Consider the following 14,014-nt stretch of genomic DNA (forward strand, 5'->3'; position numbering starts at 1 on the left):
CTTCAGCCCGACCCCTAAGGTATTGTCGCGGCTTCAGCCCGACTTCTCCCCAGTTTTGGGCGTCAGCCCAACCACCCCACACCAAAACTCGCCCAAGGTATTATCGCAGCTTCAGCCCGACCCTAAACCCCAAGGCCCAAAAATTCAAAACCCAAGCAACGCCCCCCGCCCAAACCCCATCCCTTAAGCCAGCACGATTTCCCAACCAGCCCCTGCCCATGGTCGGCCAATTCTTCCGCAACGCCCTCTTTCAGGTCAGCCTCAACGTGCTGGTCAAAGGGGTTTACCTGTTCGGGGTGGAGCGTGTGGTGCAAAACACCTTGCCGGCGGGCGACTACGGCCTGTACTTCAGTCTCCTCGGCCTGGGCATGCTCTTTCAGGTAATTGCCGATTTTGGTCTCCAGCTCTACAACAGCCGCGAGCTGAGCGGGCACCGACACTTACTGGGCAAGTATTTCCCCTATTTTCTGGGTACCAAGCTCTTGCTGGGCCTGGTATTTTTTGTCCTCCTCCTCGGCGCGGGCTGGTGGCTCGGTTACCGGGGTGCAGAGCTGACCTTGCTGGTGCTGGCCGGACTGGCGCAGTTCGCCAATAGCCTGGTGCTGTACCTCCGTTCCAACCTCGCCGGAATGGGCCGCTTTGCCCTCGATGGCTGGTTCAGTATTCTTGATAAGGTTTTGCTCATCGCCACCGTTGGCGGGCTGTTGTGGTTCGCTCCGGCGGAGCTGACGGTTCTGCGGTTCGCCGCCCTCCAATTCCTGAGTTGGGGGCTTACCGCGCTGCTCTTGTTCCTCGCACTCCGTCAGCGCCTGCCGCGTCGCCTGCCCCGTTTCCGCTGGCCCACCGTTTTGCTCCTGTTGCTGCGCGGTGGCCCCTTTGCCCTTTCCGTTTTTTTGGTGGTGGCCTATACCAAGCTTGACGGCGTAATGATCGAGCGATTGCTGCCCGACGGGGCTACGGCGGCCAGCCACTACGCGGCGGCCTACCGCCTGCTCGATGCGCTCAATATTTTCGGCTGGCTGCTGGCCGGCCTGCTGCTGCCCATGTACGCCCGCCTCTACGCGCGGGGCGAAAGCCTGTTGCCCTTGCTGCGCTTCAGTGTGCAATTGCTGCTGGCGGGCGGCTTGTGTGCCGCCATCCCCCTGGCCACCTACCGCCACGAAATCGTAGGCGCACTTTATCATTTTGCGGAGCCCCGCACGGGTCATATCCTGCTGTTTTTGGCGGGCAGTTTCGTGGCCCAGTGCCTGAATTATGCCTACGGTTCGCTGCTATCCGCCACGGGCTACATCGGGCAGATGAATGGCATTTTCACCCTCGGTATTGTCCTCAACCTGGCGGGCAATTGGTGGGCCATCCACCACTACGGGGCGCCGGGAGCAGCGGCGGTGACTTTCCTTACCCAGGCCTTCGTAGCCGCCCTGCAGGCCGTTTTGGCCCATCGCTGGCTGGGGCTTCCGGGCACTGCGGTGGCCTGGTGGCGTCTCGCGCTGCTGCTGTCCGTGCTCCTGGTTGGGGCCGCAGTGCTGCGCTGGCCCGCAATGGCACCGGTGTGGTGGCTGGGCCTGCCCGTGCTGGCCATGCTGGGGGCGGCGGCCACCCTCTTGCTGGGCTTGGTAGACCTGCGGCGCTTGCGGGAATTGGGCGCGGACGCAGGTGCCCGGGCCGTTGCAAAAAGCAGTGACGGTAAATGATAATCTGCGGGAGAAGCCAGGCCACAAAAAACCAAATCCGCCCCCGTCCGTTCCTTAGCGCATGTACGTCCAGCAACACTTCGGCAAGCAAGGCATTCTGCTCGTCAACCTCGGTACCCCCGATGCACCTACACCCCGTGCGGTCAACCGCTACCTCGGGGAGTTTCTCACCGATCCCCGGGTGATCGATAACCTGCCCGGCCTCGCCCAGCAAGTCCTGGTGCGCGGCATCATCGCCCCCATCCGGTCCGGCATCGTCAATCCCTTCAAGCCCGGCGGTTCCACCAAATTATACCAGGAGCTGTGGACGGAAAACGGCAGCCCGCTGAAATACTACGGCGAAATACTCACTGCTGCGGTCACCGAGCGGCTGGGCGATGAATACGTCGTCCGCCTGGCCATGCGCTACCAGCAACCCAGCATCGAATCGGCCGTGCGCGAACTCATCGCCGAAGGCGTCAGCTCCATCACCGTTTTCCCGCTTTTTCCCCAGTACGCCAGTGCCACCACCGGTAGCGTCCACCAGGAAGTGATGCGGGTGCTGAGCAAAGAACAGACCATTCCCAACGTCCACCTCGTCAACAGCTACTACGAACACCCGCTACTCATCAAGGTTTTTGCCGATAATGCCCGTGATGTGGGCCCCCTGAGCCAGTGGGACCACATCATCTTCAGCTACCACGGCCTCCCCCAGCGCCAGTTGAAAAAAGCGGATAACTCCGGTTGCCACTGCTACAAGGTAGAAGGCTGCTGCAACCGCATCGGCCAGGTCAATCAGTTCTGCTACAGCGCCCAGTGCCACGCCACCACCCGCGCCATCGTTGCCGAACTCGGCTTACCCGAAGGCAGCTACACGACCTCTTTCCAAAGTCGACTGGGCTTCGACGACTGGGCCAAGCCCTACACGATCGATGTGCTCGAAGACCTGGCCAAGAACAAAGGGGCAAAAAAGCTGCTCTGCTTCTCCCCCGCCTTTGTGGCCGATTGCCTGGAGACCACCATCGAGATCGGAGTAGAATACCAAGAAGAGTTCGAAGCATGGGGCGGCGAACACATTCAACTCGTCCCATCTCTCAACGACGATCCCCGCTGGATCGACGCGGTGGTGGGCATGCTCACCGAACGGATGGGAGAAAAGGTGTTAACGGAAGGGCAGTAAAGGGGAGGCGCTACGTATGACTTCCAGGCATTTCACCGACCACTGTTTCAAACTGTCGTCAAGGAGTAGCTGTAAGATGCTGCTCGCTAGCTAAGAGGGTGCTTAAGAGTTGGCAATTTGATTTTCTTCTTCCCAAAGCACCACCATCAAACGGGCAAAGTGTGGCAATCCCCTGGCGACCGTAGCCTTCACAACCGCTCCATTTTTAAAGCCGGCCAGCTGCGCTACTCGCTCGTAATCCATATTTTTTGCTTTCATCATGTGCCGGAATCGCGTTGCCCAGTCTTGCCGGATTTTCACGGCAATGATGGACTCAAAATGCCGCCAATGCCACTCTTGGATTTCACCGGCTTCATAACTCATCCGAACGAATTCACGCGTTACCTCCAACTCTGAAAATGAGGGGTTATTTTTCTTAATCCAATCCCGAGTACCCAGCACACCAAAGTTAAAGAAGCTAGCCGCTAAAGCAATTCGCTTACTGCCGGGGAAAGAAGAGTAAATTTTCACTTGCTGAGCTGCTGCTGCCTCCGTCACGTTTTCCATTTTCTCCCAGTATTCATGCGTGTTTATGTTTAGCCGAGCGATCCAATCATTCAAATAGTTCCAATTGATGTCGGGTGCTTTTACCAAGTAATGAAGATCTCCCAGCTGCTTTTCACTTTTTGAAACGTCGTACCATTTAAGTTTGCCGATAATCAGGTCCTCGATTGCACAGAAGTAAACTTCTTTATCCAAAAACGCCTGCTTTTGTCGTCGTTGAAAAGCGGCCCAATTATAATCCGAATCATTGTAAGCCATTATGTCAAACCGAATCCCAGTAGACCAATCCGTCAGGTTAAACATACCTACGGATGTAAAAAGCGACTCAAACATTTCCACTTGATCAGCCCATTCGGGAAAGTGGCTAACGAAGTTTCTTATTCCAGAAGCGTAGATCTGAACTACTACGTCGATGTCATTTGTAGTCCTCGACCTGTTATGATAACTGGTAGCGAAGCCACCAACAATCATATAGTCAAGACCTTCTTGCTCTAAAGCATCGACGATCTTTCCGAGGGCTTCTTTGATCGGGTCCATGCCCCAAAGATAACATATGTTAACCAACTTGGCGTATAAATTGCTCACCCTAACAAGTCATAGTGGGCAGAACCCGGAGCGTATAGGCTCTCATTGCATCAGGCTAGACTGACAAATCCAAGTGAAGGGAAGTAAGTCCGCCCATCTGTTCCTGCCTTCCCTAAACCCTCGCCAGCGTGTCAAATTCCGGGCGGTCCACAGGCGCGGCAGTGGCCAGCCGGGTGGAGGCCCTTATCTTCGCCGCCCAGTAGCTACCCAAGCCCATGTTTTTCCTCTCCGGTATCCACACCGACGCGGGCAAGACCGTCACCGCCGCCTTCTTGCAAATGGCCCTCAACGCCGATTACTGGAAGCCCATCCAGGCGGGTGATCTGGCTTTTGGGGACACCGACCGGGTACGGGCCTGGACGGGTGCGGCAGCCGAGCGTTTCCATCCCGTTCGCCACGCCCTCCGTACGCCCGCCAGCCCCCACTACGCCGCCCGCTTGGATGGGGTGGAAATTGCCCTGACGGATTTCACCCTGCCCGCCACCAACGGACGCTCCCTCATCGTGGAGGGCGCGGGGGGCCTACTCGTCCCTATCAACGAACGGGAGACGGTGGCCGATCTGATCGTGCACTTCGGCTTGCCGGTGGTTTTGGCTTCGCGGCATTACCTCGGCAGCATCAACCACACTTTGCTCAGCATCGCCTACCTGCGGCAGCGGGGCATTCCCCTGGCGGGTCTGATCTACTCGGGCGGAGACAGCCCGGAGACCGTCCGGATCATCGGCGAGCAAACGGGGGTATGGCCCCTGGCGGAGCTGCCCGAGTGGCCAGAAATCAACCGGGCCAACCTTGCCGAGGCCGTAAAAACCTGGGGGGCCAGGGTGAGCAAAGCTTTGGTACCCTAACTCTCTTCCCCTTTAACCGTAACGAGGAAGGCTACCAGGTCGCGGATTTCCCGTTTACTCAGCTTGCCTTCTACCGAGGGCATACTGGATGGCAGTGTTTCCTCCTCCGCGATGTCTTCGCGGGGGATGGTGCGGATGTCGGTCTTGCCGGTCTTCACCTTCAAATGGGCAGGGGTACGTTCCAGGACGATGCCGGAAAGGGCAGTTTGGTCTTTGAGGGTTACCAACACCGTCTCGTGGCCGGGAGAGAGGGCGGCACTGGGCCGAATGATGGAGGTCAGGATTTCCCGGGGGCTCAGGCGGCTTCCTACGCCCTCCAGTCCGGGCCCTACGTTGCCGCCGTATTCGAAGATGGCGTGGCAGCGGGTACACTGGGCCGTTGCGTTGCGCATAAAAATTCGCTGCCCCGTCCGGGCATCACCGCCCACCAGCGCCGATGCGAATAGGCCCAGGTCATCTTCGGCCGTCTTCTTGGCCGCGTAGGCATCGAGTTGGGCCCGCAGTGCCGGACTGCCTTCCCTGGCTTCAATGGTCTCGATCAGGTCGAGGTGGAGGGCGGGAGCGAGCTTGCCGCTTTCCATTTTTTCTACGAGGGTGCCGAGGTAGGTTGCCGCACCTTCGACGGATAGTTTACCCAGTCCCGTCAGGGCCGCCTGTGCTTCCTGCGTACTTCCCTTCTCGATGATTTCAGCGTATAGCCCTACCGCTTTATCAGGATCAATGCTGGACTGTGGCAGCAGGGAAAGTGCCTGGGCCCTTACGCCACTATCCCGATCGTTCATGGCGGCGCGGAGGAGGTTTTCCAGATCAGGGGCCTTCAATTTATCGAGTGCGACCAGGGCGACAGAGCGGATGTTGGCGGAGCGGTCTTTGGTCACCAGGGCGGTAAGTTGCTCCGTCGTGCTGGCGATCTGGAGGATGGCGGCGGCCTGGATGGCGGCGGCACGGGTAGCTTCGTCTCCGCTGGCGATGAGGCTGGCGATGCCACCACCCAATTTTTCCTGTACGTAGGTCGCGTCGCGTTTGCGCGGGCCCCGGTAGCGTCCGTCAACGCGGTCAAAGAGCGATGGTTCGGCCCAGTGAGCCAGGGTGGCAAGGGCTTCGGCGCGCAGGATGGCGGGTGCAGCGGGGTTATTGGCGTAGGCTACCAGAAGATCGACGTTGGCTTTTTCGCCGACGTTGAGGTTGGCGTTGATGGCCCGGCGTACGAGGGCCTCACTTTGCCATTCCACCTTACCCAGCACCTGCGCCAGCGCCCCCATCGCTTCGGGAATCTGGAAATCGTCGTTGATGCCACGGGCTGCTTCCGCTACTACGTATTCGTCCGCATCGTTCAGGAATTTGGCAATTTCCGGGGAGTTCATCCGCCGCAGGGCCACCACGGCGATGGTGCGCAGGGCGCGGGAGGTATCGGTGGTCAGGGCCGTTAGCGCAGCGGCGTCGCCAATGCGGCCCAGGGCAACCATGCCGCCGTGACGCAACCAGCTGTCCTGGCCACCGTCCGCCCGCAACATGGCCAGAATGGGGGCAACCCCTTCGCCGGAAGCAGTGCGGCCCAGGGCCTCCATGGCAAAAAAGCGCACGCGCGGGCTGGTGTGGCCCAGCAGCCCGATAAGGGGCTCGTTGGCGCTGCCATCCCGCAAATCACCAATCATCTTGGCGGCCTGGGCCACAATTTCCGGATCCTTATCCGCCAGGAAAGGGTGCAAGGCCGTGCCCCCGGCGTAGCCCAGGCGCTGCATCTGGGCCATGCCCCAGATCGCGTGGATGCGGGCCAACTGGGAGGTACTGCCCGTCGCCATTTTCTGTAGTGCGGCGAAGCCTTCTTCCCCCCGCTTCGCCAGGGCAAACTGGGCATTGCGGCGAATCCGCTGGTCCTGGTGGCCCAGCAGATCGGCTAAGGCCTGGTCTTCTTTGGTGGCAAAATCTTCGTTGAGTAAGGCTTTGACCTCCTCGCGTTTGGCCATTTCTGCGCCGGCGGCGGCACCCATATCCAGCTTCCAGATCCGCCCGGCGTCTTTGGTGCCCCAGCCGTTGATCCAGTCGCCGAAGTAAAGTGCGCCATCGGGCCCAAAATCCAGGCCCGTAGGCAGCAGGCCCTGCACCACTTCCTGGGTTTTGGCCAGGGCGAAGCCGGCCCCATCTGGCTTCATCTGGAAAGCGTGGATGGGGGAGTTGCTGGGGGAGCCGCGGAACTCGGCCACGAAGAAGTGGTCGTACCAGGCCGGACTCAGCGCCGTGCCGGGGTTGTAGACCAGGCCCGTGGGGCCGTTAACGAAATTCTGGATGGGCGGCAGGAAGTAGGCCGCTTGTTCCGCGTGGCGGGGGAGGTACATCCCCTCGTTCATCCACACTTTGTAGTCGTTGTTGGTGGGGTCGGTGTACTTTCCGAACTGCCAGTTGATGCGCCAGCCCGAGTCCGATCCGTCAATGAGGTAAACCAGGCGCTCCCGTTCGCCGGGGTGGTCGCCGTCGTTGTCTACCGTGATGAGGTTGCCAAACTGATCAAAAGCAAACTCGTGGGTATTGCGCACCCCCATGGCAAAGACTTCGAAATTGGAACCGTCGGGGTCGCAGCGGACGACCACCCCGCGGTTGGGGTATTTCCATTCTTTACCGGATTTATCGACGACGTTGGCACCAATGTCGCCGATGCCCCACCAGATGCGGCCCTGGGGACCAACGGTGACCCCCGACATGCCGTGGCCGCTGAAACCTACGTGAACGGCGTAGCCGTGGCTGATGGACTCGGTCTGGTCGGCAATGCCGTTCTTGTTGCGGTCCTGGGTACGCCACAGGTCGGGGCCAACGGCCACGTACACTTCTCCGTCGTGGAATTCCACGCCGTTGGCCACGTCGGTAATCTCCTCACCGAAGTCGGAAAGGTAGCGTTGGGCACGGTCGGCTACGCCGTCGCCGGTCTGGTCAGTCAGGAACCATACTTGTTCTTTTTCGACGGTCAGGTCGCGCCAGTCTTTGACGCCGTCTCCGTTGAGGTCTTTGAGGTGCAGCTCGGATTCGTCGCTGTCGGCCGAAAAGGTTTCGCGGAGGAAGGCCCGGCGGTCTTCGACGGACTGAAATGAGATAGAAGCCGTCATCCAATTGCTGTGGCCGCGGATGTCAAATTCAGAATTTTCCTGGCGGGTGGCGCTGGTGTAGAAGATGCGGCCGTCGGGCGCTACACTGATGGCAATGGGGTCGGTCACCAGCGAATCGGCGGCCCAGACGGAGAGGTCAAAGCCATCAGCCAGGACAACGGACGCCTCACTGCGCAGCTTCCCGGCTTCGCTGGCCGCCGTGGCGGGGTCAATCTCAATGGCCAGTGCCGGATATTTATCGGTAATCTCGGGGGTGGGGGAACAGGCGTAAGCGAGGCCCGTAATAATGATAGCAAGGCCCAGGAGGCGCGCCAAGACGGTTTTCATGATCTACTTTTTTGGTATTGATACTCCCTACAGTACGGGCCTAAGGTACAAAGGGAATCCAGAGTGGGCCACATAATTTAAACACCCCCTGAAAGTGTTAAAAGTCAGCGTTTTTGAAAAAAATACTTGCCAAGACAACATTTGCCGCACTATCTTTATTTTCTTAATAACCGCCGGATCTGCGCCCGGTGAGGTCTCTAAATACTGACTTATGTCCGCCACGCTTCCAGTCCAACAAGATTATTCCGCCTACACGCCGCAGGATTATGCGGTATGGCAACAACTGACCGAACGGCAAACGAAGGCCCTGCGCCAGCACGCGTGCCAGGAATACCTGGAGTGTTTAGAAGCCCTCCACCCCGTGCTGGGTCCGGAGCATCCGCCGCGCTTTACGGATTTGAATGTGCAGCTCCGTGCGGCCCACGGTTGGTCGATCAAGGTCGTCCCGGGCTTCTTGCCCGTCGGCGAGTTTTTTGCCTTGCTGGCCAGCCGGCGCTTTTGCTCCAGCACCTGGCTGCGCAAGCCCGAGCAACTGGACTACCTGGAGGAGCCCGACATGTTCCACGACATCTACGGCCACATCCCGCTGTACCTGAATGCGGACTATGCCACTTTTGCCGAGCGACTGGGCAAATTGGGCGTCCGTTGGGCCGAAGACGAAGAAAAAATCACCCAACTGCAACGCCTCTACTGGTTCACCATCGAGTTTGGCGTGATGCGGCAGGAAGACGGAGCAGTAAAAGTTTACGGTGCTGGCATCTGCAGCAGCTACGGTGAGACAATGCACGTTTTCAACGATCCTGCCGTAGAAGTGGTACCCTTTACCCTGGATGCCGTGCTGGCTCAGGATTTCATCATCACCGAGGTGCAGAACAAGTACTTTGCCATCCGCGACTTCAGTGAGCTTTGGGCGGTGGTGGATGAACTGGAGCGCCGCTGGAGCAAGTAGATGCAGGCCTGATGGTGGAGAGTACGGTCTATCCCAAACGCGCCTTCATCGCCTCCCAGAGAAGTATGCCCGCTGCGACGCTGACGTTGAAGCTGTTGATGTCTCCGGCCTGCGGAATGCGGAAGCGCACGTCGGCGGCGCGGCCCACCCCCTCGCTGATGCCTTCGCCCTCCGCACCCATTACGATGCAGAGGGGCTCGGTAAGCTTCAGTTCGTGGAGGTAAGTCTCCGCCTGGAGGTCGCTGGCAATTACCTGCACCCCGCTCATCCGCAGCAATTCTACGGTATTGACCAGGCTTTTTTCCCGGCAAACGGGCAAACGCAGCAGGGCGCCGGCGCTGCTTTTCACCGCATCTGCCGTCAGGCCGGCACTGTTTTTCTGCGGGATGATCAGGGCGTGGCCGCCACAGACTTCCGCCGAGCGGGCGATGGCCCCCAGGTTACGAACGTCCGTTACTCCATCCAATAAGAGCAGCAAAGGCGTCTCCCCACGCTCGTAGATCATCGGCAGCAGGTCTTCGATTTTCTGGTAGGGCGCGGCCGCCAGCTGGGCCACTACGCCCTGGTGATTGCCCCGTACCATGCGCTGTAATTTGTTGGTGGGGATGATGGTGAAGGGGACTTCCATCATCTTACACAGTCCACGGAGTTCTTTCTCAAAATCGCCGCGGGTGCCCTGTTGCAGGAAAACTTTGTCTACCGGACGGCTGGACTGGAGGGCTTCTAAAACGGGGTGGCGACCGTAAATCAGGTCTTCTCTTTCTTTCATGCTGGAGACGTTTCCGCCGGGCTGCTCTCCTGTACCAGCCATTGCCGGGCAACCAGAGGGTCCGTTTCCAGAATGCTCTGGTGCAGCGCGGTCATTTTCTTGTGGTAGGTATTCCGGTCAACAAAGCCAAGCTGTCGTTTTAAATTGACCAGTTGTTTGGAATAACGGGTGTAATTGAGGTAGCTGCGCTTATCCCGCACGCTGATGCTTTTGTTGCGCCGGACGTAAAGCCGGAAGGTCTCCAGCAGGTTGAGGGCATAGTCGTGGTCTTCCTGGTCGTAGGCAATCCGGACTTCCAGCAAGACCCGCGCCAGGTGATAGGTGACGTCAGAGTCGGTTACCCGGATGAGCAGTTTGGCCGCTTCGTCAAGCCGCTTGAGGGAATAAAGGAACTGGGCCTTGTTGAGGGCGTAGGCGTTTTCGCGCTTGCTTTCGGGCAGGCGTTCGCGGTTCTTTTCGATGAAGTGCTCCGTCCATTCCACTTCCCCGTTGGCGGAGCCAAGGGTAACGATATTCTTGTAGTCCCACTCACTGATCTCTTCCTTGTTGTACATGATGCCCGTAGTGATGCCGCGTTGGTAGAGGCTGAACAATTCCATGCGATAGTCGGAGTGGCCGCTCATGATGCGCTGGATACAGTAGTTGCTGGCAAAACCAAACAGGTCTTTTCGCTGGAGCGGGGGCAGGCGGTCCAGGCCCTCGTCGAGATAATAGCGCATTCTTTCGTAGTGCACCACCTCGTCGGGCTCCCGGAGGCTGAGCAAGATGTGGTAGTAGCAGTCGATGCTGGATTCCCCTTCTTCCCGGCGCAGCTGCAGGCCTTTTTCGGAGCCGAGAAAAGCCAGCATGGGATCCAGAAACAGCAGGTCGTACTGGGTGTTGCGGAACATCATATTGGCCGTCAACTGGCAGGCGTGGCGGAGTTTTTCAACCAGGTAGTAGCGGTCCAGATGGTCGATCATCGCCTGCGGGTTGCGGGTGTCGGAGCGGTTGGCGTTATCTCGGTGGTAGGTATAGATGGCCTTTAGTTCATAGGCTGCCAGGTGGGCGTCGCCATCGCGGTAGGGGTGCTTGTCCACCATCCGGTCCAGCCTTTTGCCCCGGTTTTCGAGCAGTTCGAAGCGTTGCAGGTCGCGGGTGCGTTTCAGGGTGAGGACCTCTTCGCGGAAGGTTTCCTGCTGCAGTTGCTCCACGGCCAGGAAGCGGTTGACCAGTTTCATGAGCGACGACTGCAAATCGGCCAGGCCTTGCTCCGTCCCGCTGCCTTTCACGGCATCCTCGGCCCGCGCTTCGGTGAGCCGGGGGCTGGGTTTGGCAAGTTCTTTCAGGATAAAATCCAGCAGGCGGGAGGTGCCCTCGTGGCGGTTAAAGTAGGGGCTGCGCACAAACTGCCGCAGGCGTTCGCGTTCGCGCCCGTCCATCGCTTCAATCTGTTGTACTACTTTGGCGTCTTGCATGGAGGCCTAAAGATAAGGGGAGGAAGGGAGTGCGGAACTACTGAACTCAAAACCGGGCGCTGCCGCAGGTGCAAAGTCTGCTTGAATGAGCGAAGTGAGGGCCGGGTCTGGGCGGGCTCAAGGCCGGGAGGTAACTACCCGCAGGGCAACTACGGCCAGCAAAACGAGCAGCCCAAAGCCAATCCGCCAGTAAAAATCGCTGCTCGTCAGCACCGCGCTTTCCAGCTCCCGGGGATTGGGCTGGCCGGGAGTGCCGGGGCCCGCAGCGGTGGCCCAGTAGCGGGGGTCGGTGTTGTCCAAGCCAGGATCCGTCAGGGCGTACACAAAATCCCCCGGAGTAGGCTCGGGGGCGAAGTCGATGCTGTTGACGAAAGCGCCGAGCGGACCGTAAATGCCCAGGGTTTCGCCGCTTTTGCGCAGGCCAAAGGGGAGGGCCAGGGGAGTTGGTAAGCCCGGGTAGGCTGCGGCGAAGCGGACGGGGTCTTCGCTCAATACCAGGTAGCCGCCGGCGCGCAGGTCCAGCGCCGGCAGGCGCAACTCGTGGGTACCGTCGGTGATCTGCCAATCACGGAGGTTGACCGTTTGGGCGCTGCGGTTGTGGATTTCCAGCCAATCGCCCGCTGCTGCGCTGGCCGGACAAATCTCGGTGAAAACGATGCGCTCCGCCAGGGCGTGGCGCAGGGGCTCGAAATTGGCCCGGATGCGGCGGGGCCGGGCGTCCGCCAGGTCCAACTCTACCGTGGGGTCGGTTGCTTCCAGCCCTTCCCAGCCCTGAAAGACGTACCCTTTTTCGGCCACGGCCCGGAGGTGGATGGGAAAGTGGGCGAAGTAACGGCCACGAATGCCTTCCTCCCCGGCCGCGACGTTGTGGTTGAGCACTACCCGCCCGCCTGGCCCGGCAGCGACGTACACCTCCCGGTCTTCGCCCGCCGCGAAGTGGGTACGCAGGTGCTCACGCAGGTAGGTGGGGCGTTCGCGGGCGAAGGTGCGCAGTCGGTCCAGGTGAATCCGCCAGTGCTGCTCGCTCCCCTTCCAGCGGGCGAGCTGCCGGGGCATGTCTTGCTCCAGCTCGGCCACCCGCTTTTCGATGGCGGCCAGAACGGTGGCGGGAGCAAAGTCGGTATGCAGGTAATCGAGGCTGCGGTTGACGAAACCGCAGCGGTAGTGGGGGTTGGTCAGCAGCTTGCGTTGGAGGAGGGTAGACCAGGGCGGGTTGGGCCAGGCGGGGCCATTGGCTTCGGTAAAAAAGGCGAGGGTATTGCGCCGGTAGGCTTCGCCGTCGTGGAGGCCAAAGCCCTGGTCAACGTCATAAAGTATCCAGCGCCAGCGGCTTGCGGGGTCGCTGCGGTTGCGCCAGTAGCGGATATTGCCGCCGGCGTCGCGGTTATCGAAGTAGGTCTGGGCAATCTGGAGGCGTTGGTAGTTGTCTACGTCCATCAGCTCCTGCACGCGGCGGTAGGGGCCGGGCTGGCTCAGGTCGTTGGCCGCAACGAAGTCGATCAGGCGTTGGTAGCTGCCCAGCTGGCCGTGTTTGACGGTTTCTTCGTGTTCCAGCAGGTCGATGTCGTCTTTGTCGGCAATGTCGTGGCGGTCGGCAATGAACTGCGGGTTGATTTTTTCGCGCAAGTGGTAAATGCCCCAGTATTTGCCGTTGAGGTACACCTGGACGGGCCGGGCGGCCTGGTGGTCGAGGTCCCAGCTGGGGTCACGCAGCAGTCCGGTCAGGAGGGCATCCCGCAGGTAAGCCCGCTGCCAGTCGGACCCCCCGTTGCGGACGACAAGGAACTGGCAATCCTCGGGGCCCTCCGGCCCGAAAAGGGGATGGCGGAAGCGCTTGGCACCGTAGGCCTTGCGGGCGGAGAGGGAAAAGGATTTCTGGGCGTGCAGGCGGCTCATCCCGCCGAACATCCGCCAGTCGGTAGTGGCGCTGAAAACGTTGCGGCCATCGGTTTCGATCAGGTCAACGTGGGCGGGGTGTTGCTTGCGCGTCCACCAGTTGGCACCGGGCTGTTTCCAGTCGCCCGGGTCGGCCCCTGGCCCGGCCACGAACCAGCCGTGGACGGGGTCGAACAGTCGCCAGGGATCAATGATGACGGCTACGGTGAGCAGGCGGGTGGGGGGTTCACCGATGAGGTAGGTGCCCCCGTGGGGTGGTCCCTGGGGCCGGCCAGCGCTGTCAAAAGCCTGGAAGCGCAGCACGGTGGTGCGTTCCAGCCGCAGGGCTTCCGTATAGCTGAGGGAGTTGGCCGTGGGGGTGCTGCCGTCGAGGGTGTAGCGTACGCCGGCGGGCAAGGTCAGGGTTTGCGGACCGGGGTAGAAGCCGGCCGCCAGACTCGCTCCGCTCCCTTGCCCCAACACTGCACCTGCGACAGCGCCCCAAAAAAGCAGCGCGCCGTAACGAAAGTTGCGCCGCAAAAAGGAAAGGACTGGCAGCAAGGAAGGCAATTTTCGGGGGCAGGTGGCGAAAGATAGCCCGGGCCACCGACTTTTTCCGATATTCGGCCTTGACAGCCGCCACAGCGGCCCGTTTTACCCTCACCCGCAGCCCTATTCGGCGGGTATTCACGCAAAAACCGCCCAAAACACAA

Annotated in this window: 9 protein-coding genes; 4 read left to right on the plus strand and 5 right to left on the minus strand. The window is 60.0% G+C overall.

Features of this window, described 5'->3' with window-relative positions; translation table 11 throughout:
* Positions 1-218: 218 nt before the first annotated feature.
* Together H9S92_RS16295 and hemH are read left to right on the plus strand one after the other, a co-directional pair.
* Positions 219-1,694 carry an oligosaccharide flippase family protein gene (locus H9S92_RS16295; protein ID WP_187467752.1) on the plus strand — a complete coding sequence of 492 codons (1,476 nt, stop codon included), beginning with the start codon at positions 219-221 and terminating at the stop codon, positions 1,692-1,694.
* A 61-nt stretch (positions 1,695-1,755) separates the two neighbouring features.
* Positions 1,756-2,853 (plus strand): ferrochelatase, encoded by a 1,098-nt coding sequence (hemH, locus tag H9S92_RS16300; protein ID WP_187467753.1) that lies wholly within the window; start codon positions 1,756-1,758, stop codon positions 2,851-2,853.
* Between the two features lie 102 nt (positions 2,854-2,955).
* Here hemH and H9S92_RS16305 read toward each other — a convergent pair whose 3' ends face one another.
* Positions 2,956-3,933, minus strand: coding sequence for a hypothetical protein (locus H9S92_RS16305; protein ID WP_187467754.1), 978 nt, complete (start codon positions 3,931-3,933; stop codon positions 2,956-2,958).
* Between the two features lie 263 nt (positions 3,934-4,196).
* Between H9S92_RS16305 and bioD the strand changes: the two genes are divergently transcribed.
* The gene (gene bioD / locus H9S92_RS16310; protein WP_187467755.1) at positions 4,197-4,826 is read left to right on the plus strand and encodes a dethiobiotin synthase; all 630 of its coding nucleotides are present in this window, start codon (positions 4,197-4,199) and stop codon (positions 4,824-4,826) included.
* On the opposite strand, the gene H9S92_RS16315 is transcribed toward bioD, so the two are convergent.
* Positions 4,823-8,251, minus strand: coding sequence for a HEAT repeat domain-containing protein (locus H9S92_RS16315; protein ID WP_187467756.1), 3,429 nt, complete (start codon positions 8,249-8,251; stop codon positions 4,823-4,825). The two genes, bioD and H9S92_RS16315, sit on opposite strands and share 4 nt — an antisense overlap.
* A gap of 211 nt (positions 8,252-8,462) precedes the next feature.
* Between H9S92_RS16315 and H9S92_RS16320 the strand changes: the two genes are divergently transcribed.
* Positions 8,463-9,200 (plus strand): phenylalanine 4-monooxygenase, encoded by a 738-nt coding sequence (locus tag H9S92_RS16320; protein ID WP_187467757.1) that lies wholly within the window; start codon positions 8,463-8,465, stop codon positions 9,198-9,200.
* A gap of 28 nt (positions 9,201-9,228) precedes the next feature.
* On the opposite strand, the gene rlmB is transcribed toward H9S92_RS16320, so the two are convergent.
* The 3 genes from rlmB to H9S92_RS16335 form a co-directional block, all read right to left on the minus strand.
* Positions 9,229-9,969: a 23S rRNA (guanosine(2251)-2'-O)-methyltransferase RlmB gene (gene rlmB / locus H9S92_RS16325; RefSeq protein WP_187467758.1), complete on the minus strand. Its 741-nt coding sequence runs from the start codon at positions 9,967-9,969 to the stop codon at positions 9,229-9,231.
* Entirely contained in the window at positions 9,966-11,426 is a 1,461-nt protein-coding gene (locus tag H9S92_RS16330) for a hypothetical protein (protein ID WP_187467759.1), read from the minus strand. Before H9S92_RS16330 ends, rlmB begins: the two co-directional genes overlap by 4 nt.
* Positions 11,427-11,543: 117 nt before the next feature.
* Entirely contained in the window at positions 11,544-13,862 is a 2,319-nt protein-coding gene (locus tag H9S92_RS16335) for a CotH kinase family protein (protein ID WP_187467760.1), read from the minus strand.
* Positions 13,863-14,014 lie beyond the last annotated feature (152 nt).

It is taken from the genome of Neolewinella lacunae, assembly GCF_014349155.1.
Classification (GTDB): Bacteria; Bacteroidota; Bacteroidia; order Chitinophagales; family Saprospiraceae; genus Neolewinella; species Neolewinella lacunae.

Bases quoted from the DNA above. Each gene is read 5' to 3' on its own strand.
- H9S92_RS16295 (WP_187467752.1), top strand. From the start codon at position 219: ATGGTCGGCCAATTCTTCCGCAACGCCCTCTTTCAGGTCAGCCTCAAC.
- hemH (WP_187467753.1), top strand. From the start codon at position 1,756: ATGTACGTCCAGCAACACTTCGGCAAGCAAGGCATTCTGCTCGTCAAC.
- H9S92_RS16305 (WP_187467754.1), bottom strand. From the start codon at position 3,933: ATGGACCCGATCAAAGAAGCCCTCGGAAAGATCGTCGATGCTTTAGAG.
- bioD (WP_187467755.1), top strand. From the start codon at position 4,197: ATGTTTTTCCTCTCCGGTATCCACACCGACGCGGGCAAGACCGTCACC.
- H9S92_RS16315 (WP_187467756.1), bottom strand. From the start codon at position 8,251: ATGAAAACCGTCTTGGCGCGCCTCCTGGGCCTTGCTATCATTATTACG.
- H9S92_RS16320 (WP_187467757.1), top strand. From the start codon at position 8,463: ATGTCCGCCACGCTTCCAGTCCAACAAGATTATTCCGCCTACACGCCG.
- rlmB (WP_187467758.1), bottom strand. From the start codon at position 9,969: ATGAAAGAAAGAGAAGACCTGATTTACGGTCGCCACCCCGTTTTAGAA.
- H9S92_RS16330 (WP_187467759.1), bottom strand. From the start codon at position 11,426: ATGCAAGACGCCAAAGTAGTACAACAGATTGAAGCGATGGACGGGCGC.